Consider the following 25,763-nt stretch of genomic DNA (forward strand, 5'->3'; position numbering starts at 1 on the left):
AGTACATATGATAAACACGCAGTACACCGAGGTGATGCAAACCAACATTGATAAGTTGCAGGATGCGCAAGTCGAAGACGGCTTAAGCGAACGTTTTGAGCAAGCTATGTCGGTTCCCGAGGCAAATAATGGCCTGGAGGGCGGTTTGCTCGAAAACATCAGCGAGTTAAAAAATACTATCGATAACGCTAAAAGTAACCTGCAAGACAACATGAAGATGGTGGGTGATGATCCGGCGCAATTACTGCAAATGCAGTGGGCACTGACGCGCATTACTTTTCAAGAAGAGCTGATCGCGAAAACCGTGGGTAAAACCACACAAAACGTAGAAACCTTATTGAAGGCACAATAGTGATGATGAATAAAATGAGAGCGGTTTTCATCATGCTCACGTTGTTTCTGGTGGGGTGTCAGACCGAGCTGTACACCAACGTAACTCAGAAAGAGGGGAATGAGATGTTGTCGATCTTATTATCCGAAGGTGTCGTTGCAACAAAAGAACCTGACAAAGACAACACCGTCAAGTTAATGGTAGACAGTTCTCAAATCGCCTTCGCTGTAGACGCGCTGAAGCGAAAAGGGTATCCAAGAGAGCAGTTTTCTACATTGAAAGAGGTGTTTCCCAAAGACGATTTGATCTCGTCGCCATTAGCAGAACGAGCACGTTTGGTGTACGCGAAATCTCAAGAACTTTCTTCAACCTTATCTCAGATTGATGGCGTGCTGGTGGCACGTGTTCATGTTGTTTTGGAAGATCAAGATCTACGTCCAGGAGAGCGTCCAACGCCTGCATCTGCCTCTGTGTTTATTAAACACGCGGCGGATATTGCGCTTGATTCGTATGTTCCGCAGATCAAATTATTGGTGAACAACAGTATTGAGGGGTTGAATTACGATCGAATCAGCGTAGTGATGGTACCCTCATCAGAGGTACGAGTTGCTACTCAAAACAATCAATTTAAAAGCATTTTGTCGGTTCAGGTCACCAAAGAGACGGCGAATAATTTTGTCGCCATCCTGGTGTTCTTGGTAGCTGCGCTTATCGGTTCAAATATCGCTACTTTTACTTGGTGCCGCAGGAACACAAAGCGTGGTTAAACCAGAAACACCACTCGCGCAGGTACAACATCAATTTAACTACGCGCCTTGCCAATACATCCATAAAAGTTGGATAGAACAGAAACAGCCTTGGTTATTAAATATTGAAGGTTGGAGAGATAACCCCATGTTTAACCAATGGTGCATAAATGAGTGGGCGTTATCTCCAGTTCCAGAGACGGCTTTTAACAAACCTTGCCATAGCTTGGCGTTGCTCCCAGCGGATGCGTTGAATCAACTCGTATTGATGGTGGGCGGAGCTTTACATTGTGTGGCAATGCGAGGCGTTGTTTTAAAACATCCGAAACAGGTTCTGAACAACGTCTTTGGATTGGAAGGCGCTCGGTTCTTGATTCAAAACGGGCCGATGTTGTTATCCAGTTGGCCGCAAGGTTGGCAACATCCGTTGCCAGAATCATTGGATGAGCGGTCTGTTGAAGCAAAAATGCAAGCGCTTGGGTACTCCTGGATAAGGTTTGTTTTAGTTAACTCGCCAGAAGACATTGTCCTGCGTTTGCAATTCAAACTAGAACAGGAGCTCAGCGAGAGTACGGAAATGGCTAGCTGGTTGGCAAAAGATCAGCGAGATCTGGCGTATCGACTCACAAAAAAAATCGCAAAACAGGTTATTCCCCAATGGTTTCATTTGTTGAAATAAAAACAGACAACTTGCAGCTGGCACCTGGCTTAAAGGTGCTGAAAGCGAAAGATTATGCCAGTTATCTTGATTCGCAACACTTAGTTGAAGCCGCGAACTCCAAAGCTGAAAGCATAATTGCTAATGCCCAACAAGCCTACGAAACTGAAAAACAACGTGGTTATCAGGATGGCCTTGCACAAGCCAAGATTGAAAATGCGCAAACGATGGTTGAAACCCTAGCGCGTTGTAATGATTACTATCAGCAAGTCGAAGAAAAAATGACAGGCGTGGTGTTAGAAGCGGTACGTAAGATCATCGATACCTTTGATGATGTCGATACCACGGTGAGCGTCGTGCGAGAAGCGTTGCAATTGGTGAGCAACCAAAAGCAGGTCATTTTACATGTCCATCCAGAGCAGGTTGTTGATGTGAGGGAAAAGGTGGCTGGTGTACTGAGTGATTACCCTGAAGTCGGTTACGTTGACGTGGTAGCAGACGCTCGCTTGAAAAATGGAGGCTGCATTTTGGAAACTGAAGTCGGGATCATCGACGCCAGTATTGATGGACAGTTGCATGCATTAAAGCAAGCGATGGTGAAGCAGCTCAGTGAGCGTAAAATTACGATTCATGAATAAATCTTAAAAACTCAGCACTTGCTGAGTTTTTTCATTTTAATGCCTTTAAACAAAAAAAATCCGACCATTTCTAAAATATTCACTGTCATAAATCCTTAAGAATACACCTAAGAAAGCTGCTTAGTTGATAAGTGTTGCAACCAAGCAGCGCCCCTAAAACAACAAAAATAGGATTATTTAGTCGAATGGCTAATGGATTTATAACTTCTTTACTGACAGATTTTGCCAGCCGCTGCCAACTGGAGTCGCTGGTTTTTGATGAGGATGATTGTTGTCATCTACTCATTGAGCAAAATACAGCAATCACAATTCGCGCACAAGAAGATCGCCTGACACTTATTGGGCTAATTTCAGGCGATAAGCCGAGTGATGATGTTTTGCATCAACATATGAAAGATGCCTTAACGCAAGGCTCTCCAGCGGTATTCTGGGAGGCAGAAACGGGATACATCGGTTTCATACACCTGCACCAGCATCTGTTAACTGCTTCTTTTCTTGATGAATCATTAGCGAATTTCATCGAATGGCTAAAAAGTGCGAACACGCAAAAAGTAACCAATAAAACAACCGAAGTCCCGGTAACGAGTACTACTCATTTTTCCACATTAAGGGTTTAAAACATGATCAGTTTTGGAAGTGTTAGCGCATTGCAGGCTGCCATGCCGCAAGCTCGCAACGAGATACTTAACGAAGGCAAGCTGAGTATTGGTGGCAAAGAATACCAAATCAATGCAGCGACCCAAGAATTTACTCGCGCCAATCCTACGAATGGTGCGGTAGCGCGATTTTTTGAAGCGACAGGAAAACTGTTTCGCGAAGGTAGCCCACAATCGGTAGCGAAAGCCCTTACAAAAGCCGTATTTGATAATGAGCAAGGACAAGCTCAGCGTTTACAAGCTGCTTCTTCTGTTGAGCATGGACAAATGTTCTTCAAAGATGGAAGCATAAAAACCGCATCAGATGTCTTAAATGCCTTTGCGAAGTTAGACAGTAAATCAGTTCAGTCGAACTCTGCTGAGCTAAACCAGTTAGCAGAGCGAGCGATGACAGAGGCAATGTTAGAAACCGATTCTGGTAAAAACCTCACATCACTGATTGGCGAAAGTGCAGCGAAGTCGCTTGCTGGACGTGTAGTAAAAGACTACGGCGGCGGTGTATCTGCAGCGCAGAAAAATCCGGCAGGTAGCATCAATCAAATGCAAGCAGTGTTTGATATGGAGGTCATGCATCTTAAATCGGCGCAACGTCATATCGAAGGTCTAGCAAGCACCGATCTAAGCCAAGGTGTATACGCTGAAGGACTGGCAGAGGACGCGTTTAACAAAAGTGGCGTAACCAATAATGTTGAAAGAGCTGCGGCGTGGATCATTAATGCTTCTAACTCTAAAGGAAACGATGCCGAAAATATTACGTCTTTACTGAAAGAATACGCGTCTAATGGTAAAGACTTATTGAATATGGAAAACCTAAAAGAGCTACACGCTCGATTGGTGCCTAATGTTGAGCGTGATTACCGAGGGCCAAATATTTCGGGTGGCACTTTGCCTTCAAGTATTGGCGGTGAGGGCATGTTAAAGCAGCACATTGAAGGCTTTTTGAAAGAGAACCCTGTAGAAGATAAAGACTTAGGTAAACATTTGTTCGCCGGAGTTATCGGGTACCATGGCTTTACCGATGGAAATGGTCGCATGGGGCGCATGCTATACGCGATAGCAGAACTTCGTAACGACTCATTCAATCCTTTAGCTATGAACGCAGAGAACAGCCTTCACGGCATCAAGTAATTTTTCTCTTCTATTCCAATTTTAGAGCGGCGATTGCCGCTCTTTTCTTATTTCTTTATCCAACTTATTCTTCATTTTTCTACCTCGCTAAAACGGCTAATAGCAATAAAATTGAGACGTTTAAATAAAGCTCTTGTGCCTATCACGCCATAAAATCGCTCTTATCCTTATGAGCTTATTTAAATAAGCCGTTATACCCAAGTGGCTTCGCTGAAACAAATATATCGATGTCACTTAGTTATAATAAATTAGACAGGACACAACATGGATACAGGAAAGATTAATATGCTTCTCTCTGAGCTAGGAGAAGTGCTGAACCTTGAGCGCGTGACAGCGTATGACGATCAAATGTGGTCACTGCATTTTGCTGAAAACAACAGCGTCGATGTTCTGCTCGTAGAGGAAAAAGACGAGTTATTGATTTCTAAAAACCTGCACATAGAACAAGAGGATATTACGTTAGACAAACTTCAAGTTTTACTTGAATACAACTTCTTATATCGAGAAACCGGCGGTGTGCAGTTTTGCGTTAATCCAACCACTAAAGATGTGGTTCTTCAGGTTGCCATCGCGGCCGAGAGTGAACTCACCAATATTGCTAACTTGATGATTCAACTGAATGAGCTAGTGGAAACTTGGGCTCAGCTATTTCAGAACAATACGGTCGTAGATTTTAGCCAAACAGACGTACACGCATTTATTCAAGTTTAAGGCATCACACATGGTCAATATTAATACATCGCACATGCACTCGTTGAGTCAGTTAACGTCACATTTGGCGACACAAAATCAAGCTGACGACAAAGAGGTTCGAGCACACAACGGCAAAGATATTTTTGTTAAAGAGGGCGCACCAAAAAATAAAAGTATCAGCGCGCGTATTAGCCACCAGAATAAAGCGAAAGATATTGTAGTGAACCTGCTTACTAAGCAGGGTATTCCTAAAGATGTTGCGAAGCTGATGCTGAAAAATGTGTTGAACGGTGAAAACAAGTTAACGCTTGGGAGCCTGAAAAATCTTGAGAGATTGTCGTCTGGTCCTAGCTCAAATTGGCCAACTGCACAAACGGCAGCCTCTTCTTCCAAAACCAATAAAGCCTTATCGAGTGTCGCGCTTATCAACGAACATAAAGCCAACCTTCAAAAGCTTGGTGATTTTGCCTGTACGGACTTAAATACGTTCGGTGTTAAGGGGTCACAGTTTTATGAAACAAAAGGAAAGCCACGACTAAAAGAGCTTCACGCGGATCAAGCGCGAATCATGCAAGATCACAGAGCGACGATGTCCGCAAACGGAGTTCAAGCTGCAGCACAAAGAGGAACCGCACCGCAATTAAGCACTCTACAGAACATTGCTAAGGCAGTACAAACCGCGAAAGCCGGCTGCTGTACTACATTTGCCTTTGCTGCCGCCGCTGAGATGATTCAAGGCATGTTAGGAACACCTGAAAGTGAACCCAAAGTAGAAGTGGTTGCGTTTAAAAAGGGTCATTCAGGTACACACCTTTATGTACTGGTTGGTCGACAAGAGGGGAGCGACATAAAAGATCCATCAACGTGGAGTAAGGATGTGAAAATTGTTGACCCGTGGGCGACATCTGCATTCGGTGCACCAATGTTTGGAGATGCACAACGACCACCTGTTTCGAATATGTTCCCGCCAACAGAAGTCATTTTTGATAGCCATAAACTGGGTTAGTCACTCTGCAAAAGAAGTGAGCAAATACATCATACTAAGCATCTAACCTTTATTGAAAGAGCAGCTCTGAGCTGCTCTTTTTTATTACTCTGGCAACTCGATTTTAGAGCGAGATTTCTGCGGAAAACCTCACAATGAAGGCGAAAAAGTGACAAAAATAAAGCCATTACCGACATCGTTCAATCTGCAATCGTTGTTCAATAGAGTTATTGAAACAAAAGGAAAAAGTTATGAACACGATTCAACAACTGCTCTTGGAGTTTTGCCAACTCAATGAGTTGCCCGAACTGAATTTTGAAGAAAATGAACGTTGTCAGCTACTGGTCGATGATCGCTACATGTTGTATTTCATCGCGACAGATACGGATGACTTAATGTTGTCCGTGACGTTCGGAGGATTAGAAAAGTCGGGCGAACAAAGACTAAAAGGTTTAGAGCTTCTTGCTCATGCTAATTATCAGGGCATCGGTAGTGGCAGCCTTGCACTTGCTTTAGCCCCAAATGGTCGACAGCTTGTCTTAGCGGGACGTAAACCAGTTGAGCACCTAAACACGACGAATCTTACTGCTTGGTTTCATGAGGTTATTGAACAGACTGAATTGTGGCAAGCGCGTTTTGCAATGTTGGATCAAGCGATTCCAACCCCCCCTAATCATGAACAAGCTCATGTTCAATCACTTCGTGTGTAGGAGAGAAAAATGGTCAATACAACGCAAAAAATCAGCCAAAGCCCAGTCCCTGATCTAGAACAGTTTCGTGCAGTCGCTGCGCAAAAAGATGACCGAGTGATCAGTAAAAGAGGTGAGGTAAAAGAACCTTCAACGTTCCACAAAGGTCACAAGTTTGCTTCTATCCACGAAGGCGTGTTGAGAAGCAAATACACTAAGTTTTTCCAAGAAAACATCAAAACTCACCTTGATTTGAAACAGGCGCTACTTAAACAAGAAAAGCCTGAGGTTGCCTTGCTAGCTTACTCATTAGTTAGCCCTTCTGGTTATCGCGGTGAGCCGCTTACTGAGCGCAAAATCTTAGAAGTTGTCAGCTTGTTGGATGAAGTCAAGGTGAACAGTGATACGTACCAGCAGCTTAAAAATACGTTTGACGCGATCAGCAAAGATCCGCGTATGCAGGTGAGTTTAGAGGCTCAGTACCCGGGGAAAATGGATGGTTTTGGTGCCGAACTGTTACAGATGGGCAAAGAAAAGCTGAAAGGTTCTGGCGTTAATGCAGTCATCAACCTAGCTTTGCCTGGCGTAGGGCTATTAATTTCAACAGGACGTGAGCTGCACAAAGCGGCAGTCAATGGCGATGCTGAAGCTTACCACCATCAGCTGGAGCAAATTTCGCAGCTTCCAGGGCGAGACCAACGTCTCTCTATGCCGATGCAACAAACATTAGCCCAAGGTCATGCAATGTTATCAGCTGAAGGCGCAGTTGGGGCGACATTGGGCATGGCGACAGGTAGTTTGGGTACTTTTGGTGTGAGCTCCGTAGCGACAGCGGGTGTCACACCGATAGCAAAAGAAGCCATTGGTTCGGCTGCCACGACTGGCATTATCAGTGGTGGTGGTTTTGTTGCGAACCAAGCTGGAGCATACGGGTTAAATACGGAAGTAAAAGAACAACTCATGCAAGGTGAGATGTCTGGTGTTTTACCAAGGCTTGAAGTTTCTAATGCCAAAGGAGACTTTACCTTCAGCATGCAAGATCCAGCTTCTGTACGCGCATTGATGGCGTACCTTGGTCCTAAAGAGAACACGGCGATGACATCACCTCAAGCGCCTAAAGAAGCACAAGAGATGGAAGCTGCTCGCTTAACGTTGAAAAAGATGTTGGGCTCAGAGCCAGGTGAACACTTAGTCCCTGACGTTGATTCTATCTTGAAGCTAAGTCCAGAAGATGCGCCAAGTAAAACTGAGGCAACTGCTCATAGTGCGTTTAAAAAGCTGTTGGGCGAAGATTGGGATTGGCTCATGCCTGCAGTTCGAGCGATCGATAAAGGTGAGGCGAGTCAAATCAATGAAAAGTTGACTTACAAACTGCCACTTGATGCCGAAAATGGACGAGTATACCTTGATAAATGCCCAAACCTGAGTGACGCTCAGTTGGATGCATTAGATAAACTGGGCTCACCAAGTCAATTGCGACTGATGTACTTAGCGGAAGGTTGGGTTTAATTGAAAGTAAGGGAGCAGATGCTCCCTTACCGTATATGGTGTTTTGCCGGATGTTTATCTAGGCGTTAAATTGGCCTACTGATTTCGCTTAAAAAAGCGCTCGGCATTAGCAAATAGAGATTCACAGTGCTTTTTCTGCTTGTCGTAGTCAGCCGAACCTTCTGGCATTGCGTCTAATACTTCTTTTGCGCTGTGGTATTCTTTTACCATCAACTCAAATTTGTCTTCATAATTGCTTTTTTTATTCTTTTTTTGAAAGCTATCTCGTTTTTTTCTCATTTTTATTCCTCTAGAGCGTGTTTATTAAAGGTTAATCTAATTAACCTCTACTTTTATAGGAATAACGAAGTCAAAATGGTTTAAATTAAGTCTAAATATTCCATTGTCATCGCGCTGATTAATATATTTCACCGCTAATGACTATTCCTAAATAGTGATGATATATACACGAAGTGGCTATGCAGCGTTATGTCTTATTTTGACGCTTAATGATTGTTTTTATAAGGTTAAATTCCTTATAAACCTATCGATGTAAAGACAGCGCGTTGTGATAACCATGCTAAGAGAGCTAACTCTCGTTCGTATTTAAATCAAAACTGAGGCTATTTAATGGAAGATAAAGAATAAGTTGCTACAGGAGTTGAGTAACGAAATGACTCGAAAGAAAACTAAGAAGAGACTCGAACTAAATATTTCATCAATAGCTCACGGTTAGGAGCTGAGCTCACTATACACCGATTATAAGAAATAGATAGGACTTTCTATTTTTCTTCAGAGAAAACTGCCCATGAAGGAAGCTTGCGCGTTGCAAAGCAATACCTAAAGATACAAAGGCATGCGTACATGCCTTTGTATGTGTGCGAGGCACACTTGGCGCTATGGTAGGTAGGCGCCGCCACATACTGGATTGTATGTGCCCGTGATATGTCCGCTTTTTTCACTTGCCAAGTAGCTCACGGTGTTTGCTACGTCTTCAGGTGTGGCAATTTTCTGCGTTGGTGTGAACATTCGAATGGTTTCTTTAAACTCTTCAGGAGCACCTTTTGTTGCGTCTGTTTCTACAAGGCCCGGAGCAACGACATTAGACGTAATCCCGAAAGGACCAAGTTCTTGAGCGAGGTATTTACTAAAGCTATCAAGTGCACCTTTTGCACTACCATGAGCAATAAAGCTTGGTGCAGGAGCTTCTGATAAGGTGCTAGAGATAAAAATTAAGCGCCCAAACTGGTTGGCTTTCATGTTTTCTACCGCCAATTTTGCCGTTTGATATGCAGCGTGCATTTCGTCATTTAGCTTTTGTGCAAACTCTTCCCACGACTGCTCAGTGAAAGGTTTAGCGGTAAAGCTCATGTTTGCGTTTGAGACAAGAACATCAACGCCACCATGTTCATTTGCGATGCTGTCGAACATCCCTTGTATTTGTGCGTCATCTCGAACGTCAGCTTTTAAAGTGTACGCCTCACCACCGGCGTCTTGAATTTCTAGAGCTAACGCTTCCGCGACCGCAGCACTATTTACGTAGTTGATAAAAACTCGGTAACCATCTGCAGCGAGTGCTTTTGCTGTTGCTGCACCAATTCCGCGAGCGCCACCTGTAATTAAAGCATTGCGTTTTGTCATCGTATTTCTCCAAGGTTGAGCCTGACTGTTAAACCAGCTTCTGTCGCAACGTACGCTGATAAGTTAAATTTGTCCGTTAAGCTTGCGTAAGTTCGCTACCACGCTAGAAAGTTGCTGTTTGCTGTTGTCTAGGTCGGCATCAGCAAGGTTCTGTTGGGCTTCTTGCAGCACTAGCGAAGCGATATTTGCACATGTATCAACGGTGTCTAAAGATTTTTCTGTTAGCACGACTAACTTGCTTCGACTATCCGTTGGCGAAGGTTTCCTCTCTGTCCAACCGCGCTTTTCAAGCCCATCAATTGATCGACTGACGCTCGATTTTTCTAAGTACAACAGTTCACAAATCTGACTTTGAGAAAGGGCACCGTTGTTTCGTAACAGCAACACGACACCCCATTGTTCTGCTGTCATATCAATACCAGCATCTTTGAAACGGGTAGTGAGTAATCGGTTAAACAGGCGACTAGCAAGCCCCGTAAGGTGACCGAGAGACTGATGATGGTTGTATTGGGACATGGAAAATTTCACCAAATAACATGAACGAACAATATGGTTGTATACACAACTATATTGAGCGATGTCAAATTCGTTTGAAGAAAATGCTACTAGCTTGTGCTTATCGTTGGGTTGATGTATCAGATTGAGATGCTAATGAAAATTGGTGAGGTAGCTTCGAAAACTTTGGCCAGTCAAGTTGTTTGCGATTGATGCGCCGAGTTGGGGAGCAGGCTTCAATAAAGGTAGGGGAGTTGCAGTCCTCTCTTTATTTATTCAGTTTAAATGTGTTTTTTTATTTACATTACAGATGGTTAGGTTTTAATTCTCTTCATTCAAAACACTTTTATCAAGAAGTTCATGATAAATCAATGAGATTGATCTTTTTTGATTGGCAATGATCAAATGTATCTTTACTAAAACTGTACGGTACAGTGCGGTTTGTGAAAATCATAAAATGGGTTTCAAACATGAAGAAGAAAGTTATCGCCTTGTCGCTTGTTGTTGGTTCGTTATTTGCTGCTGGCTGTGCCTTATACCAGCCGAATACTGTAATGACGGATAACGCATATGTTCATTCAGACGTTACGGCCATTTCACCTGAGGTTGGGGGCAAGTAAGCGAAATCTTTGTCAAAGATAACCAGTGGGTAAGAGAAGGAACTCCTTTGTTTGTCATTGATGATGAAGACTTTATTGCCAACCAAGAAATTGCTCGAGCAGCACTAGATGTTGCGAAATCTGAGCTTACTGCAAATCAAATCAAAACGGATATGCAGTTAATGAAAATTGAGCAGGCGAAGCAAGGTATTCGCCGCGCGAGTGCAAATGCCGAACACTAAGCGGCGGAGTTTCAACGTCTTTCTCGTTTGGTACAAAAGCAATCTGTGAGCAAAAATCAGTTTGAAGCACAAAAAACGCGATCTATTGAAGCAAGCAGTAATCTTGAAACCGCTAAATTGGGCTTAGCTGCTGAGCAAAAACAGCTCGACACATTGATGACTGAGAAGTTGCAACTGACAGCACAGCGTAAAAAAGCAGAAGCAAGCTTACGACTGGCTAATATTTCACTGGAAAGAACCACGGTGCGTGCACCATTTGATGGCTATGTGGCAGATAGACAAGTGCAAGTCGGCAAGTTTGTACAACCAGGAATGGGGCTCATCGTGATGGTGCCAGATTATGTTTGGATAGAGGCAAACTTTAAAGAAACACAACTTGAGAACGTTGTGCCTGGGCAAGAGGTTGAAGTGGTATTGGATATGTTTCCAAACCATCCATTGCATGGCCGTGTTTCTTCGATAACCCCGGCGACTGGTGCACAGTTTAGTTTATTGCCACCTCAAAATGCGACAGGCAATTTCGTAAAAGTAGTACAACGTGTACCAGTACGTATTGAGCTAGAGATCCCTCAAGAGTTGAGTCAACGAGTCTATCCGGGGTTGTCTGCAGAAGTATCGATCGAGACCGCGGCACAAGGTTAACTGCAATGGAAAAACGTTCACCGCTGCTGATTTTGACGCTTTTTGCGATTGCTGCTTTTGGTATTAACTCCGTGATGTTTACCGAGTTATCGTATGAGATGGCGGCAACGTCAGGCTTATCTGTCGATGAAGTCGCTCTGGTTAAAGTCGGCTTTATGATTACCCAGGTATTAGGTTTTATATTCACACCAATATTGGTGCGTAGATTGGGTACGTTAATTCTCTTACATGCCATTTTATTGGTAGGTCTAGCGAGCAATCTTGTACTTTACTGGGGCGGACAGCAAGAACTGGTGTTCACTCTGACTTGGCTCTCGAGTGGCTTTTTTATGAGCATGTTAATGGTGGTATTAAACCTTTACTTGCTCCACTTCTTTGAACAGCGTTGGCTACCAGCCATTATTGCTTTAACGCTAGTATTCTCAACCTTGCTACCGATCGGCGCTTACCCTTGGGTAGTGGCCAATATTGTCGAAATCTTTGATTGGTCACTGTTGTGTGTCGTGTCGGCTTGGCTGTACTTCTCTGCCTTGATAATTGCATGCATCTACAATCCTAAGTCGATTCAAATCGAGGCCGGACCCAAATCTGGCTGCTGGTTTTATTTAGTTTTTGCCCTGACAATAAGCCTCGTTGTATTTCTATTGATGAGAGGCAGTTATTACAACTGGTTTGACTCGGAAAGGTTTGGTAAAGCCTCTTCGATTGCCGCGGCTCTGACTTTATTAGTGGTGTATTACTTTGTGAAAACCAGTCCTTTAAATACAGCATCAATACAGCTGCATAGTAAGTTGAAAACTAATGTTTTTATGTACAACGCTTTTTTGGCAGGTTTTGCTGTTATGGCGAGCAATGTGTTGTTTACTAGCTTTTTGAAAATGGCGTTGCAGTACAACAACCTTAATGCTGGATATGCCCAATTGCCGGTATTTTATGCCATGCTAGGTGGTATGCTAGTCAGTGTGCTGGTGTATTACTTCCGCCGTCCATTAGCGGATGCAGTCGTCCCGTTTGGTGTGGTGATGATTATACTTTCGGTACATAAGTTTAGTCAGTTACCTAGCTTTGCTGGTACGGAATCTTTGTCCGTTCCGATGATGTTGCGTGGGTTTGGTGTCGGCTTATTGAATGTGTCTGTGACCATTGCAGTCTTGATGTACTTCCAGGTCGGGCAGCGTTTAGAAGGCATCGCCAATTTCTACCTCTTTCGTACCATTGGTGGTGTGATCGCTGGTGCCGTGTTCTCACGGGTAATGCAAAGCCATAGTGCACAAGCTGCTGGAGAGATTGGCCGAACGATAGATGATGTGAATCATGCTTTTGGTGCTTATAAAAATGCGTTGAGCAGTACGATTCTGACTCATGGACACTTGCCAAATTCGGCATTAGGAATGAGCCAAATTAGTTCTGTTGTCAAAGAACAGGCGACCACTCTCGCACTGAGTAATTCATTATTGATGTTTATTATCTCGGTCTTTGCTCTCGCGCCAATCTTAATAATCGGTAAAAAACTGGCGGCGAAGCGAGAGATTCACTAAGCCATAGAAACAAGAAGGGAGCGCTGATGCTCCCTTTTATATTCAGTGAGTTTACCTTTGGTATAGATTTAGGAAGGCGGTGACCGCTTTTTTCGTATGTTCATCTAACTCTTCATCTGTCGGAAAGTCGAAGCCAATTAGTGCCATGTTCTGGTAATCAAGCTTAATCAATGCAAGTAGTTGCTCACAAGCGAGGTCGGCATTTTCAACATCGAGTTGTGAGCTGACAGTTTCACTCTTTAAAAAGTCGATGAGGTATTGATGAATGCGATGCGGCCCTGTCTGCCAGAATTGATTTGGTACGGAATCATGTTTGTTGAAGTCAGCCGAAACGATCCGATAAAGTGATAGCATAGGATTGGAGCAAACACCTTTTAGGTACTTCTTGGCGAAGTCATTCAATGTTTCTTGTAAAGGCGCCGATTGCTTGTCGGCAAGCTGGAAGACGGACTCTAAGCTGGTTTTGGTATTGTATGCTAAAACTTCAACAAATAACCCTTCTTTGTTCGAAAAATAGCGATATAACGTCTGCTTTGAGCCTCCACAAATCGCGACGATTTGATCGAGTGATGTGTCTTTGTAACCTTGTTGTATAAAAAGGTCAGTGGCAACTTTGATGATTCGAGTTCGTTTCTTTTCGGTAGATATGCGCATAAATAAATCAACCCAAGCAAAAATCCACCTTTGTTGTGGCTGGCGTGGTTTCTTACCGAGCTCTAGGTGGTTTAGAGGTGAAAGTAAAACTGTCCAGTACAGTACCACTATTGACGTTAGTAAACACGACTTTTCATGAACCAAGTGCTTCATTGAGACAAGCAAAAGTAGGCAAATTCGATATGCTGAAACCTATAGCGAAGGATGACACATTTAAAAATATCATTACGTATAGAAAAGTGATAACCGTTCTTCGTACGATAGCCTTTACTCTCGAAATCATGTTAGTTCAGCGTCTTATCCGACTCCAATGATGCCAACCAACGAAGCACTTCGGCGGTTGCCTCAATAAGATCGCTTGGGATGTACTGGTCGACGTTGCCGTCCGCGTATAGTGCGCGAGCAAGAGGGACTTTTTGCATCACAGGAACGCCTTCCTCTTTGGCGATTGCGATCATACGTTTGGCCACCGCATTGGTTTCCATCAAGGTAATGACGGGCAGGGGCGTTTCGCCTTTTTTGTAGTACAGACCAACCGCGATATGCGTTGGGTTTGTTACCAACACATTGGAGCGTTTAACGTTTTCACGTTGATTGGAGGCCTGTAGCTCTTGGTGCAACTGACGACGTTTACTTTTGATTTCAGGGCTGCCTTCCATCTCTTTGTATTCGCGTTTCACTTCGTCCTTGCTCATTTTGAGCTTCTTCGTGTGGTCAAACTTTTGGTACGCAAAATCAGCTGCAGCGATGACGATGAAACCTACCGAAGAGATAATCATTAATTGTTTAATCATGACACCAGTAATGGTCGGGACACATTCTAGCCCGCAAGTTGGAATTTGCATCAAAGCGTTGATGTTACCGCGTAAGGTCACCCAGATAATGCAGGAAAGAAGAGAGACTTTAAGGATCGATTTGATAAACTCAATCACGCTCTTAAGCGAAAAAATGCGTTTGGCACCTTCGACGGGATTGATCTTTTTGATATCTGGTTTAACGGATTCACCACTAAATAGGAAGCCGAACTGCCCCATATTGGAAAAGATGGCGACGAGTGCAGCAACCAGAATAATCGGGGTAAGTAGATAGGCAATTTCTTTTGCGATGGCAATAGCGACATCGACTAGCGCATCTTGGAAGCCCTGATAAGCAAGCTTACTTGGTAGGAGAATAAGCGCTGAGATGTGCGACATGTAATAATCGGCGAACGCAAACAGTACAATTATGAGCGCCAAAATTAATGCAGACGATACGATTTCTTGGCTTTTGGCTACCTGACCTTTCTGCCTGGCATCGCGTAACTTTTTTGCGGTGGGTAGCTCTGTTTTTTCTGCGCTCATAAAGAATCCTAAGCGTTATTACCAAATGGTATTGAGTTGTTCTGCGAATCGTGTAATGCCGTAAAACTGTACTTCAAAGTGATCCATCATTATTCCGAGATACACGATCAGTAAAACACTCGCGATGGCACTTTTTATTGGCATGGCAAGGAAAAAAACATTCAATTGCGGTGCAAAACGACTGATAAGCGCCAGACCAAACTCAGCAAGAAACATTGCCAACACTAATGGGGCAGACATCAGCACACCAAGCCACATAAGCTGTTCAAATTGTGCGTAGAAGAAGCTCACCCATGCATCACTAACGGTTGGGAAAAAGTCCACGATCGGCCAAGATGTGTAGCTTTTGAATAACGCGTAGATAAAAGTGACAAAGCCCCCGCCAGAGAAGAACAGGGTAATCAACGTTTGGGTCAGCAACACTGCGGTTGGCGTCGATTGCGAGCCTAGCGTTGGGTTAAACATACTTGCCATGGCAGCACCACGTTGGTTGTCGACCAGAAAGCCAGCCGCTTCTATTGCCCAAAAGGGGATAGCAGCAACAAACCCGATCAATAGCCCAATTAATACCTCCTTACCCAAAATCACTATCAGCCAAATACCGTCGGTTTCTGCGGGCAAGCTTTGCTGATTAATCATCGGAAATATAAACAGTGCGAGTGAGCAAAGCACACCATTTCTCACCATGGTGCCGCCTAGCATTTGCTTGCTCAAAATAGGCAAAAAGATGAAGCATGCCATTAACCGAGGCAACGTCAGGCTGTACAAAAATAAGGCCTGGTGTAAGTCGTGATAACTCATCGTATTTGAGGAATTTTATCCATGGCAAGCGAGGCGAAGGCGTGGAGCTCTGCCCCTAGCCACTGCGTTGTGACGAACAGCGTAATAATGACCGCGATAAGCTTGACCACAAAGCCTAACGTTTGTTCTTGGACCTGAGTTAACGCCTGAATAAGCGACACCAATGTACCAACCAACGCTGCGACTAAAATCGGCGGTAACGACAAGTATAAAACTAGGGTTAATGCTTGAGTCGTGAAATGAATGATTTCAGCAGAATGCATACTTTCTCCGTGATTAACCGTAACTCAGTACTAAGCCGTGAGTGAGTTTCGTCCAGCCGTCAAGCAAGACAAAAAGCAACAATTTGAAAGGGAGAGAGATGGTCATTGGCGATACCATCATCATGCCCATGGCGAGCAAGATATTAGAAACAATTAAGTCGATAGCGATGAACGGCAAGTACAATAGAAAGCCAATCTCAAAAGCACGGGTAAGCTCACTGACCGTAAACGCTGGCAGCAACAGCAACAAGCTATCTGACTCTAAACGGTCCACGTACTTTTGAGGCCATAATGTGCGCGCAGCATCGGTAAAGAATATGGCTTCGGTTTCCCGAATATGTTTTTTCAAAAACTCTCGATAAGGCTGTAAACCGCTTTCAATGAGGCCTTCTACACTTGCAGAATCTTCGAGGGAGATATCATGCTGCTTTACGTAGTCGTAGGTTTCAAAACCGACGGGAGCCATGATGAAAATAGACAAAATGATCGCCAATCCGTACAGCGCCATGTTCGGTGGAATTTGCTGTACACCGAGAGCGTTACGCAGCAGTGAGAATACAACGGCGAGTTTTACAAACGACGTCGCCATCATCGCGATAAATGGGATCAGTGCCAGCAGTGCTAAGCTGACAATGAGATTGAGTTCGTCAGGTAACTGGATCATGCTGGCTCCTGCGTGCCACCAAACAGTTCCAGTACGCGCACACCTAAATGCTCATTAACATTAACCAGTTCACACTCACCGACGATTTTGCCGTTGGCACGCAATGTTACCGGCTTAGATACAGGTTGGTTTAGCTCGAATACGTACCCAGGCTGAAGCTGGTTAAGCTGTTCTAGAGTGATGGTTTGATGGCCGATATCAAACGTGAGTTCCACGGGCAGTTGCTGGTGGTCGGTTAACATTTCTGAAGTGTTTACGTCATTCATATTGGTTTCTTTTTCAATAATGTGAAGAATTTGGTCATCCAGTTGGCAGCGCCAGAGATTCTGGTTAGATACTTGAAAAATGGCTTGTTGTTGGGCGATATAACAATCGTCAAAAAAGATCACATCTCCCAGTTCGAGCGAATTAAATTCGCTTAACATTAAATGGGTCTTTCCAAGGCTTAACCACACAGGTAAAGCGAGATGTCGCGCCTGAAGAGCAGCGCTGTTTGGTAGTGCATCCAACAGCACGTTTGCTCCTTCGCTAACCCACAAACAAAGAGAGCCGTTAGGTTTATTGAGGGTTAACATCAAGGTATGCTCTTGAACTTGGCTCGACTCTAACGGTTGTAACTGGCTAAGAATGGGCAACTGACCAAATAGTGCTTTGAATGCCTCACTATGCGGTTCAATCTGAGAACTCAAAAGTGCTAACTGGAGCGAGTTGGGCAGTGACTCGAATGCAGTGGCATTCAGAGTAGACTCAAGCCATTTCTGGAGTTGCGAACGACAAAAATCCACTTGGATCGTTTGCCCTCCAATCAACGTGGTTAAACGGAATCCTTCAAATGAAGGGATTTGAGAAACAGTAATCGATACGCTCTGACCATCAGCCCCTTGGAAATGGCATTGCTTTGCACAAAGTTGATTACTGAGCGCAATACTGTCTGAATCGACTTTGGGTATCGTTAACGGCGTCATAGGTCATTCTCCGCTTGCCATTCTTCATACACGCTACGTTTCTGGCGTGAGTGTTGTTGTTCATGTTGTTGTTGATCGAGCTGTTGAGTTTGTTCGCTGATCGCTAGACGAAGTGGCTGATCACCGCCAAATCGATTTAGGCGTTCGGCAAGATCTTGTCTAGCTTGTTGGCTAATAATGGAAAGAGCATGCTCTTGTCGAATCGTCACGCTATAACCTTGCGCGTCCAACTTGATGTGGATTTCACCACCTTTTAATTGTCCTTCACTTAGAAACAGCCGAACCTCTTTGTTGTCCGATGCGGTTGGCAGCGAAACATAGATTTTGTCCACCAATTGTTGGAGTAACGTGTTTACTTCTCGTACAGGGGCCGGCTGAGCCTGTGAAGCGACACTCTTTAAAATGACATCGCCTTGTGTTGCCGCGCTCGCAAGGTGTTGAGGTTCTGCTTTTTCGTCATCCGCTTTAACGGCCACTAGTGCGCTTTTCGTCTCGACTTTCTCAAGCGATTTAGTTTCAGAACGACTATCGGGTTTATCTGTTAGTTTGCCTGTGTCTTGTAGTCGCTGCGTTGCACGCTTATTGTGTGTCGTTTCGGTTTGTTTCGTCGTGAAGTTGGCATTGTTAATTGCATCTTGAGTGAGCGATTTTCCTACGGCCTTTTTAGGGAGAGAACCGTCGAGAGAAGCTTGTGCTTGAGAATGGGGGCCAACGCGCTCAAGCGAGGATGAGCTTGGAGGCTGATCGCTCTCAAGTTTTTTATCTTTCTCATGCAATTTACTGTTTTCAATCAGGCGTTCTTCGCTATTTGTTGCGTCGTCTTGTGGTTTCTCTACGCCTTTCTTTGTGACGACGTCACTTTTACCTTTTAATGTAGCGGTATTTCTATAAGTGCTGGCTTCTTGGTTAGAAAGTTTCGATTGTTTGTCTAGGGTTTGAGATGCTTCATGTCTTAACGGAAGGCTCTCGTCTCTGCTCTGAGTGTCTTTTTTGCTCGCAACGGTAGATTCTTCTTCCTTGCTAGGTTTCTCCGTCATTGCACGCTCGAACTGTGATTGAAGCTCAGCTTCTCGCTCCAAGGGCTTTTTTTCTGGCGTTGATTTGTACAGCGTATTCGGTGTTTCTTCTGTTGGAGTAATGCGCATAATGAACCTTTAAATAATATCGACAGTGCGAAACTCTTCTTGTTCGAGTTCTTCTTGGTATTGTCTTTCTCGCGACTGTTCCGCGAGTTCTTGTTGTTGCAACTGAACGAATTTTTCTTTGGTTTTATGGGCTTGCCGTGCCTCTTTTTGTTTTTCTTTAAGTACCGAACGTTCGTACTCAAGCGCTTTTTTTGCTTCGGCAACACGCTGTTTAAGCTCGGCTTCTCGCTCTCTCAACAACGCGATTTCTTGTCTCAATGTTTCCAACTCTTTGAGAACGAGTGTGTGTTGCTTTGCTTTGGCAAAACGTCGTTCTTCTTCTTCCTGACGCCAAACGTGATAGTCCGCTACGGAACGTTCGGCCTTTTGAACCTGTGCTGCCGAATTTGATACTCGGTATTCTTGGCGCTTAACGGCTTTATCCGCACGTTCCGCTCGAATTTGTTTGATTTCTAATAACCGTTCGATCATTGGTTCGCCATCCCTTTTAGTTGAGCGATAGCACCATCAAGATCACTTGGCTCATGCGTTCCTTGACGTAAAAAGGCGCGTATATCATCACTTTGCGCAATCGCCATATCTGCTCGGCTATCTGCCCCATGCTGGTACTCGCCAATTTTGATCAGTAGCTCAACTTCTTCGTACTTGGCTAACATTTCGCGAAGGTGAGCAGCAGACGCCTGATGATCAGGTTCAACGATTTGATTCATCACGCGGCTTGCTGACCGGAGTACATCAATGGCAGGATAATGGTTCATTGCCGCAAGTTTGCGCGAGAGAATGATGTGCCCATCTAAAATGGAGCGAGTTTCATCGGCGACAGGCTCTGTCATGTCGTCGCCTTCAACCAACACGGTGTACAGCGCTGTAATTGACCCTTTGTCAGATTGACCAGCTCGTTCCATCAGCTTTGGCAAAGCGGCAAAAACGGAAGGCGGATAGCCGCGTCGTGTTGGTGGCTCACCTGCGGCTAGGCCAATTTCTCTCTGTGCGCGGGCGAAACGCGTTACAGAATCCATCAGCAGTAACACGCGTTTACCTTGGTCACGAAAATATTCAGCAATAGAAGTGGCAACAAAAGCGGCTTTGGCACGTTCCATGGCTGGGCGATCGGATGTCGCGACCACTAAAACCGACTTAGCCATTCCTTCTTCGCCCAAGTCATTCTCAATAAACTCTCGTACTTCGCGTCCGCGTTCACCAATCAAGGCGAGAACGGTCACGTCAACGTCTGCGGATCGAATCAGTTTTGCGAGGAGGGTACTTTTACCACCGCCAGCCGCTGCAAAAATGCCCATGCGCTGACCTTCACCACAGGTCAGTAGTCCATCAATGGATCGAACCCCAAGAGAGATTGGCTTTTCAATCAGTTTACGTTGCATTGGTGGCGGTGCATCGCGATAAACCGGATACCAAGCACTTGGTTCCTGACTTTGCGTACCATCGAAAGGACGCCCAAGCCCGTCAAGCGTTGTACCTAATAGGTGATCGCCAACGCCTACCTCATGCATTTTTCCCATTGGGCTAACTTCTGTATTTGAGGAAATCCCAAACATATTTCCTAACGGTGTGAGCAGAGCGTGATGCTGCTGAAAGCCAACGACTTCCGCTAACAAAGACAGAGTTTGATCAGGATTACGCAACTCACACAGCTCACCAACACGAACGCCGGGGACAACGGCCTTGATAATGGTACCGGTTACTTGCGTAACGCGCCCGCGAATTTGGATCAGACGAGTTTGCCTGATCGCAGATTGTTGGATATCAGTGATGTATGAGAAATCGTTCAAGGTAAAAATATGCGCAATGATTGATGTTGGGAGGATAGAAAGGATGAGGGGGTATTTATAGTGAATATCAGTCGGGAGTTTTTAGAAAACTGAAAACGCACTAAAAAAACACGTCTGATTTTGACAGCTTCGAGAAAGCGCACTTCCTATAATTCGCCTGTATTGTACGGAAGGAGTGCAAGTGAATGAGTATTATCAACAATCATATCGCAACAAACCCAAAGTTTGATGCGTCTATCCAAAACGGGTTGGAATCGTCTCGTACCGACGCTTCACGAAAAGGCAATTACCGCGGTGAAACGGTCCGTGTTCACAATGCCACACAATCACTTTTTGATGCGATGGAAGAGCTCACTTCACTCGGTTCCGAAAAAGCAGAAAAAGATTTGACCAAGCGTAAAGTGAAAGATAGTGGCGTTCGAGTGAATGAAGCGCACGAACTCGTTTCGGACTATTTAAGAAAAGTCCCTGATCTTGAAAAGAACCAAAAGATCAAAGATCTGGCTGCAAAAATGGCGGGAGGAAATATCTCGACCATCGCTCAATTGCAAGCTTATTTGAATGGATTTTCAGAGGAGAAAAGCCATCAATACCTTGCGTTAAAAGCCGTTAAAAAGTTTTTGAGTGCGAGCCCAGAAAGTAAACATCTACTAGCGCTGATTGACCAAGCGATTCTGAGAATCGAGCAAAACCCAGATTCTTGGGCTCAAATTGATACGGAAATTCGCGTCTCAAATTTTGCTGATGAGTACAGCCAAGAGCAAGAGTTTAGCTCATTACACCAGCTGCGCGGTTTCTATCGCGATACCGTTCATAGTTATCAAGGGCTCGGAGCCGCTTATCAAGACGTAGTGGCGCGCTTTGGTGAGCAGGAGGTATCGACCGCTGTTGACTTTATGCTGCAAGGAATGAGTGCAGATCTTAGTGTTCAAGGCAGCAGTATCGACTCGGTTAAGTTGCAGTGGTTGATGTCCGATATGCAAAAACTCAAAACTCTGAATACGTTGCAAGATCGCGTGAGTCAGTTGTTCCAAATGTTTAAACCGGAAAGGACGAGTTATGGCTTATCAAGTTTCTAATTTGATGGCTGATGTGATTGCGTTGGTAGAGCAGCGATGGGTAAGCAGTGATGAGATTTGGAAAGTCGCTAACGCAATGGAATTGACGGCGGTACAACAAAAAATCGATTTTTTTCGAGAGTTCCACAAGTTAGTCCGCGTAATCCCAATTGACGTATTCGCCGATGAAGAACAACGACAGAATTTAATACAAGCGGTACAAAAGGCGCTAGACGAAGCCATTGATATAGAAGAAGAGGAAGCGTGGGAAGATGAGTTGGATTGATGCATCCGTCAATGAATTTTGCCGAGGAATGGGGCTCGATGCCGTCGATTTCTCATCAGCTGGACGGGTGCAGCTGGATTTTGAGCAAAGCGGTACACTACATATTGAGCGACACGGAGAACAGCTATTCTTGATGTTGTCTCAAGCGTTATCTTGGCATCAAACCAGTGACATCATTCAAAGCGCCCTCAGTTTGTGTCATGCCGATCAAGGCTGGCCTTTCGAAATTAAAACTGGTTTGTTAGATGAGCAAACTTTGGTTTTTTCCGCGAGGTTAAACGGAGAAGAGGTCACACTTCCGACTTTAGAACAAGCGTTTACGCTTTTGGTTCGTCTACATAACGATGTGGCAAGCTCATGACTCGAGTAAGCACTTTAAACGTAGGCATAGAAGCCTTCACGCATGTTACGCATAGTGAGGTTAAGGCCGATTTCCCTGAGCGGTTTCAATTACTTCCTGATGGGCAGGCGGTCGCTACGCATTTAGAGAAGCTCTATGACCTCAGGCCTTCAGACCAATACCTAATCGCGTTAACCAAGCCAAAATTGTTGCACTCAGAATTGTTGCGTCCAGAAAAGTACCGCCAACAGTTCGATGAAACGTTGGCTCAGTTGCAAGTTCTTGCACAGGATTCAGGCTCCGCTTCTTTTATCAAAGCATCCGAAACGCTACAAAGTACGCAACTTGATCAGCGTTACCTCACTATGGCGCTCAATCTCCTTATCCAGGTCTAACCAATATGTTGAGAGCCAAAGACATTGAACTCTTGCTTGTTCACGCTGCACTACAAGTTCAATACCAAAAGCCAGAGCATGCTATCTCTATTCTCGACGCGGTTTTAGAGATAGACCCGCAACACAAAGAGGCGATGCAAACGCTCGCAGTGGCGTGTTTACAAAGTGGTCGATATGCCCGTGCGGTTGAGGTATGTGAGCACTTATTAAAATCCGGCCTTAAACCTGATTCGGCAGGACTCTGGTTTTGCTTAAGCCAAGCGCGTTGGAAACAAAATGACGTCGATGGGGCACGCCAAGCGCACCGACGCTATCTGCAATCTTTAAATAGTGAACCACATGAATAAGTTGATCGATATTTTAAACAAGGTAGGGCAACGTAAAGACATTATGCTTGCTGTGATGTTGCTCGCGATCGTCTTTATGATGATATTGCCACTGCCTACCGCGCTGGTGGATGTGCTGATTGGCACCAACATGAGCATTGCGGTGGTGCTGCTTATGTTAGCGATTTACATCACTACGCCGCTTGAGTTCTCAGCGTTTCCCGCAGTGCTACTGATCACGACATTGTTTCGTTTGTCTTTATCCATCACGACAACCCGTTTGATCTTGCTGCAAGGCGATGCTGGTCAAATCGTTTATACCTTCGGTAACTTCGTTGTGGGCGGTAACTTAGTGGTCGGTATCGTTGTGTTTCTGATCATTACCATTGTTCAGTTTATGGTGATCACCAAAGGCTCTGAGAGGGTAGCAGAAGTTAGTGCGCGCTTCTCACTCGATGCCATGCCTGGTAAGCAGATGAGTATTGACGGTGACATGCGTGCCGGAGTGATTGACGTACACGAAGCTAGGCACCGACGATCACTGATTGAAAAAGAAAGCCAAATGTATGGCTCGATGGATGGCGCGATGAAGTTCGTTAAAGGCGACTCCATTGCTGGTTTGGTCATCATTGTGGTCAACATCTTAGGTGGCGTCACGATCGGGGTAACGCAAAAAGGCATGAGTGCTTCTGAAGCACTTGAGTTGTTTGCGATTTTGACCGTTGGTGATGGTTTGGTATCGCAAATTCCGGCGCTGTTTATCGCGATTACGGCCGGTATTATCGTGACGCGTGTATCTCATGAAGATTCTTCTGATCTCGGCTCGGACATTGGTGGTCAGGTCATTGCTCAGCCGCGTGCACTCCTCATTGGCGGTGTGCTTTTGGTACTGTTCGCACTGATTCCTGGTTTTCCAAAAATTACTTTTCTGGTCTTGGCCACAGTGGTTGGTGGTGGTGGTTTCTTCCTTTTCTATCAACAGAAAAAACAGGCGGAATCAGATAGTACCGACTTATCAAGCTTTGTTTCGCAAGGGGCGGGTTCACCAGCAGCGAAGCCAAGCAAACCAACCCCATCTAGAAACAGTAAAGGTAAATTAGGTGAGCAAGAAGAGTTCGCCATGACGGTCCCGCTCTTAATTGATCTTGACGCGAGCCTTCAGGAAAGCTTGGAAGCGGTCGCATTGAATGAAGAGCTAGCAAGGGTTAGGCGCGCACTATATCTCGACCTCGGCGTGCCTTTCCCGGGTATCCACCTGCGTTTTAACGAGGGGATGCAAAATGGCGAATATTTAATTCAGTTACAAGAAGTTCCGGTTGCACGAGGACGAATTGTAAAAGATCAACTCTTGGTGACAGAAGGGAATGAACAGATCGATTTATTAGGCGTGCCTTATGAGCAAGATGAAGATTTTCTACCTGGTATTTCTAGCATTTGGGTGGCACAGAGTTATGAGCAAAAACTCGTAGCCAGTCATGTCGGCTTTCTCACACCCGACAGAATTTTAACGTACCACTTGTCTCATGTTCTCAAGGAGTACGCACAAGACTTTATTGGTATTCAGGAGACGCGTTATCTATTGGAGCAGATGGAAGGCAGTTATTCGGAGCTTGTTAAAGAGGCTCAACGCATTGTCCCGTTACAAAAAATGACGGAAATCTTGCAACGTTTGGTTTCTGAAGACATTTCCATCCGAAACCTTCGCGTGATCTTGGAAGCGATGGTTGAGTGGGGCCAAAAAGAGAAAGATGTTGTACAGCTGACGGAGTACATTCGTTCCAGCTTAAAACGTTACATTTGCTACAAATACGCGAGCGGACAAAACATGTTGCCCGCTTACTTATTAGATCAAAGTCTCGAAGACACAATACGTAGCGGTATTCGTCAAACCTCAGCAGGGAGCTACTTGGCGCTAGACCCGTCAGTAACTCAACAATTTGTGAGTGATGTGAAACAGACCATTGGTGATTTAAGCCGCATGCCGAATAAGCCTGTGTTAGTTGTGTCTATGGATGTACGCCGATATGTGCGAAAGCTTATTGAATCGGAATACTACGATCTGCCCGTTTTGTCATTTCAAGAATTAACCCAGCAAATCAATATTCAGCCACTTGGAAGGGTGGGGATGTAATGAAAACAAAACTAATGCTCTCGCTTGCGCAAGCGGGGATCGAAGTGACGCCATACTTTTGGCAAAAAAGTGAAATTCAACTTGGTTATCGAATTGAAGTTGAGGGTTTAGAGCTCGTTTTTCGTGTGGAGGACTGTGAAATCATCATCGTTCTGTTGAAACGTGTGCATCCAAACCTAGGGTTGAGTAACCCTTTTGCAGGCTTATTTCTCTTAGCTGAGCATGCTGTTCAACTTTATCCCTCCGATTGGGTCATTCGCGGAAACGTCGATGTGTTACGTGGCAGCAATATGAGCAGTCAGCGATTAGCCCAGTTCTATCTAAAAGCATGCGGTGCAAGCCATGATGAGCTAGACGACTGGTACTGTTTACGCCTAGCAGATTATAGACCTTTGAAAAAGTTGAAAAAGTAAAAACTCACGACTGTTACTGACAG

General features: G+C 44.7%; 30 protein-coding genes and 1 pseudogene. 19 read left to right on the forward strand and 12 right to left on the reverse strand.

Features of this window, described 5'->3' with window-relative positions:
* The first annotated feature begins 7 nt into the window (after positions 1–7).
* The 10 genes from vscI (at position 8) to NB463_RS14975 (ending at position 8,033) form a co-directional block, all read left to right on the forward strand.
* On the forward strand, positions 8–352 hold the full coding sequence (vscI, locus tag NB463_RS14930) for a SctI family type III secretion system inner rod subunit VscI (RefSeq protein WP_005377202.1): 345 nt from the start codon (positions 8–10) through the stop codon (positions 350–352).
* Entirely contained in the window at positions 352–1,098 is a 747-nt protein-coding gene (gene sctJ / locus NB463_RS14935) for a type III secretion system inner membrane ring lipoprotein SctJ (protein WP_086015689.1), read from the forward strand. Before vscI ends, sctJ begins: the two co-directional genes overlap by 1 nt.
* Entirely contained in the window at positions 1,091–1,756 is a 666-nt protein-coding gene (vscK, locus tag NB463_RS14940; protein ID WP_258431676.1) for a SctK family type III secretion system sorting platform protein VscK, read from the forward strand. Before sctJ ends, vscK begins: the two co-directional genes overlap by 8 nt.
* A complete protein-coding gene (locus NB463_RS14945; protein ID WP_006741524.1) occupies positions 1,735–2,373 on the forward strand; it encodes an HrpE/YscL family type III secretion apparatus protein in 639 nt (212 codons plus the stop codon). Before vscK ends, NB463_RS14945 begins: the two co-directional genes overlap by 22 nt.
* Before the next feature lie 185 nt (positions 2,374–2,558).
* On the forward strand, positions 2,559–2,990 hold the full coding sequence (locus NB463_RS14950; RefSeq protein ID WP_047009825.1) for a CesT family type III secretion system chaperone: 432 nt from the start codon (positions 2,559–2,561) through the stop codon (positions 2,988–2,990).
* A 3-nt stretch (positions 2,991–2,993) separates the two neighbouring features.
* Positions 2,994–4,157, forward strand: a complete 1,164-nt coding sequence (locus tag NB463_RS14955) for a VopS family T3SS effector adenosine monophosphate-protein transferase (protein WP_258431678.1) — start codon at positions 2,994–2,996, stop codon at positions 4,155–4,157.
* A 264-nt stretch (positions 4,158–4,421) separates the two neighbouring features.
* Positions 4,422–4,868 (forward strand): type III secretion system chaperone, encoded by a 447-nt coding sequence (locus NB463_RS14960; RefSeq protein WP_047009823.1) that lies wholly within the window; start codon positions 4,422–4,424, stop codon positions 4,866–4,868.
* Positions 4,869–4,878: 10 nt separating this feature from the next.
* On the forward strand, positions 4,879–5,856 hold the full coding sequence (gene vopR, locus NB463_RS14965; RefSeq protein ID WP_047009822.1) for a type III secretion system effector VopR: 978 nt from the start codon (positions 4,879–4,881) through the stop codon (positions 5,854–5,856).
* 230 nt (positions 5,857–6,086) lie between these two features.
* Positions 6,087–6,545, forward strand: coding sequence for a CesT family type III secretion system chaperone (locus tag NB463_RS14970; protein WP_258431679.1), 459 nt, complete (start codon positions 6,087–6,089; stop codon positions 6,543–6,545).
* Positions 6,546–6,554: 9 nt separating this feature from the next.
* Positions 6,555–8,033, forward strand: a complete 1,479-nt coding sequence (locus tag NB463_RS14975; protein WP_047009820.1) for a hypothetical protein — start codon at positions 6,555–6,557, stop codon at positions 8,031–8,033.
* A gap of 75 nt (positions 8,034–8,108) precedes the next feature.
* Here NB463_RS14975 and NB463_RS14980 read toward each other — a convergent pair whose 3' ends face one another.
* The 3 genes from NB463_RS14980 to NB463_RS14990 form a co-directional block, all read right to left on the reverse strand.
* A complete protein-coding gene (locus NB463_RS14980) occupies positions 8,109–8,312 on the reverse strand; it encodes a hypothetical protein (protein WP_005395134.1) in 204 nt (67 codons plus the stop codon).
* A 597-nt stretch (positions 8,313–8,909) separates the two neighbouring features.
* The gene (locus tag NB463_RS14985) at positions 8,910–9,653 is read right to left on the reverse strand and encodes an SDR family NAD(P)-dependent oxidoreductase (RefSeq protein WP_258431680.1); all 744 of its coding nucleotides are present in this window, start codon (positions 9,651–9,653) and stop codon (positions 8,910–8,912) included.
* Positions 9,654–9,716: 63 nt separating this feature from the next.
* Positions 9,717–10,169, reverse strand: a complete 453-nt coding sequence (locus NB463_RS14990; RefSeq protein ID WP_005395130.1) for a MarR family winged helix-turn-helix transcriptional regulator — start codon at positions 10,167–10,169, stop codon at positions 9,717–9,719.
* A gap of 449 nt (positions 10,170–10,618) precedes the next feature.
* On the opposite strand from NB463_RS14990, the pseudogene NB463_RS14995 reads away from it, so the two are divergent.
* Together NB463_RS14995 and NB463_RS15000 are read left to right on the forward strand one after the other, a co-directional pair.
* Positions 10,619–11,631: pseudogene (locus NB463_RS14995) on the forward strand (HlyD family secretion protein).
* 5 nt (positions 11,632–11,636) lie between these two features.
* Positions 11,637–13,169 (forward strand): MFS transporter, encoded by a 1,533-nt coding sequence (locus NB463_RS15000; RefSeq protein ID WP_258431682.1) that lies wholly within the window; start codon positions 11,637–11,639, stop codon positions 13,167–13,169.
* 51 nt (positions 13,170–13,220) lie between these two features.
* Here NB463_RS15000 and NB463_RS15005 read toward each other — a convergent pair whose 3' ends face one another.
* From NB463_RS15005 to vscN, 9 genes are all read right to left on the reverse strand, one after another.
* The gene (locus tag NB463_RS15005) at positions 13,221–13,823 is read right to left on the reverse strand and encodes a TetR/AcrR family transcriptional regulator (RefSeq protein ID WP_258431683.1); all 603 of its coding nucleotides are present in this window, start codon (positions 13,821–13,823) and stop codon (positions 13,221–13,223) included.
* 284 nt (positions 13,824–14,107) lie between these two features.
* Positions 14,108–15,163 carry a SctU family type III secretion system export apparatus subunit VscU gene (vscU, locus tag NB463_RS15010; RefSeq protein ID WP_258431684.1) on the reverse strand — a complete coding sequence of 352 codons (1,056 nt, stop codon included), beginning with the start codon at positions 15,161–15,163 and terminating at the stop codon, positions 14,108–14,110.
* A gap of 18 nt (positions 15,164–15,181) precedes the next feature.
* Positions 15,182–15,964, reverse strand: coding sequence for a type III secretion system export apparatus subunit SctT (gene sctT, locus NB463_RS15015; RefSeq protein ID WP_258431685.1), 783 nt, complete (start codon positions 15,962–15,964; stop codon positions 15,182–15,184).
* The gene (gene vscS / locus NB463_RS15020) at positions 15,961–16,227 is read right to left on the reverse strand and encodes a SctS family type III secretion system export apparatus subunit VscS (RefSeq protein ID WP_005377227.1); all 267 of its coding nucleotides are present in this window, start codon (positions 16,225–16,227) and stop codon (positions 15,961–15,963) included. Before vscS ends, sctT begins: the two co-directional genes overlap by 4 nt.
* A 13-nt stretch (positions 16,228–16,240) precedes the next feature.
* Positions 16,241–16,891, reverse strand: coding sequence for a SctR family type III secretion system export apparatus subunit VscR (gene vscR, locus NB463_RS15025; protein ID WP_005377232.1), 651 nt, complete (start codon positions 16,889–16,891; stop codon positions 16,241–16,243).
* Positions 16,888–17,856: a type III secretion system cytoplasmic ring protein SctQ gene (sctQ, locus tag NB463_RS15030; protein WP_258431688.1), complete on the reverse strand. Its 969-nt coding sequence runs from the start codon at positions 17,854–17,856 to the stop codon at positions 16,888–16,890. The genes vscR and sctQ overlap by 4 nt, the downstream gene beginning before the upstream one ends.
* The gene (locus tag NB463_RS15035; RefSeq protein WP_258431689.1) at positions 17,853–19,001 is read right to left on the reverse strand and encodes a type III secretion system needle length determinant; all 1,149 of its coding nucleotides are present in this window, start codon (positions 18,999–19,001) and stop codon (positions 17,853–17,855) included. Before NB463_RS15035 ends, sctQ begins: the two co-directional genes overlap by 4 nt.
* Before the next feature lie 9 nt (positions 19,002–19,010).
* Positions 19,011–19,472, reverse strand: a complete 462-nt coding sequence (locus NB463_RS15040) for a type III secretion protein (RefSeq protein ID WP_048626446.1) — start codon at positions 19,470–19,472, stop codon at positions 19,011–19,013.
* On the reverse strand, positions 19,469–20,791 hold the full coding sequence (gene vscN / locus NB463_RS15045; RefSeq protein ID WP_258431690.1) for a SctN family type III secretion system ATPase VscN: 1,323 nt from the start codon (positions 20,789–20,791) through the stop codon (positions 19,469–19,471). The genes NB463_RS15040 and vscN overlap by 4 nt, the downstream gene beginning before the upstream one ends.
* A gap of 185 nt (positions 20,792–20,976) precedes the next feature.
* On the opposite strand from vscN, the gene sctW reads away from it, so the two are divergent.
* The 7 genes from sctW to NB463_RS15080 are packed head-to-tail and all read left to right on the forward strand — an operon-like array spanning position 20,977 to position 25,740.
* Positions 20,977–21,870 carry a type III secretion system gatekeeper subunit SctW gene (gene sctW / locus NB463_RS15050; protein ID WP_048626445.1) on the forward strand — a complete coding sequence of 298 codons (894 nt, stop codon included), beginning with the start codon at positions 20,977–20,979 and terminating at the stop codon, positions 21,868–21,870.
* Positions 21,851–22,135 carry a TyeA family type III secretion system gatekeeper subunit gene (locus tag NB463_RS15055; protein WP_258431691.1) on the forward strand — a complete coding sequence of 95 codons (285 nt, stop codon included), beginning with the start codon at positions 21,851–21,853 and terminating at the stop codon, positions 22,133–22,135. Before sctW ends, NB463_RS15055 begins: the two co-directional genes overlap by 20 nt.
* On the forward strand, positions 22,122–22,496 hold the full coding sequence (sycN, locus tag NB463_RS15060; RefSeq protein WP_046874927.1) for a type III secretion chaperone SycN: 375 nt from the start codon (positions 22,122–22,124) through the stop codon (positions 22,494–22,496). The genes NB463_RS15055 and sycN overlap by 14 nt, the downstream gene beginning before the upstream one ends.
* Positions 22,493–22,870, forward strand: coding sequence for a type III secretion system protein VscX (gene vscX / locus NB463_RS15065; RefSeq protein WP_005377246.1), 378 nt, complete (start codon positions 22,493–22,495; stop codon positions 22,868–22,870). Before sycN ends, vscX begins: the two co-directional genes overlap by 4 nt.
* Before the next feature lie 5 nt (positions 22,871–22,875).
* Positions 22,876–23,217, forward strand: a complete 342-nt coding sequence (gene vscY / locus NB463_RS15070; RefSeq protein WP_258431693.1) for a type III secretion system chaperone VscY — start codon at positions 22,876–22,878, stop codon at positions 23,215–23,217.
* Complete coding sequence (gene vcrD / locus NB463_RS15075) at positions 23,201–25,327, forward strand: SctV family type III secretion system export apparatus subunit VcrD (protein ID WP_139060553.1); 2,127 nt, start codon at positions 23,201–23,203, stop codon at positions 25,325–25,327. Before vscY ends, vcrD begins: the two co-directional genes overlap by 17 nt.
* Positions 25,327–25,740, forward strand: a complete 414-nt coding sequence (locus NB463_RS15080) for an LcrR family type III secretion system chaperone (RefSeq protein ID WP_258431694.1) — start codon at positions 25,327–25,329, stop codon at positions 25,738–25,740. Before vcrD ends, NB463_RS15080 begins: the two co-directional genes overlap by 1 nt.
* Positions 25,741–25,763: the final 23 nt, after the last annotated feature.

It is taken from the genome of Vibrio sp. RM-41-2B (assembly GCF_024744415.1).
In the GTDB taxonomy this organism is placed as follows: Bacteria; Pseudomonadota; Gammaproteobacteria; order Enterobacterales; family Vibrionaceae; genus Vibrio; species Vibrio diabolicus.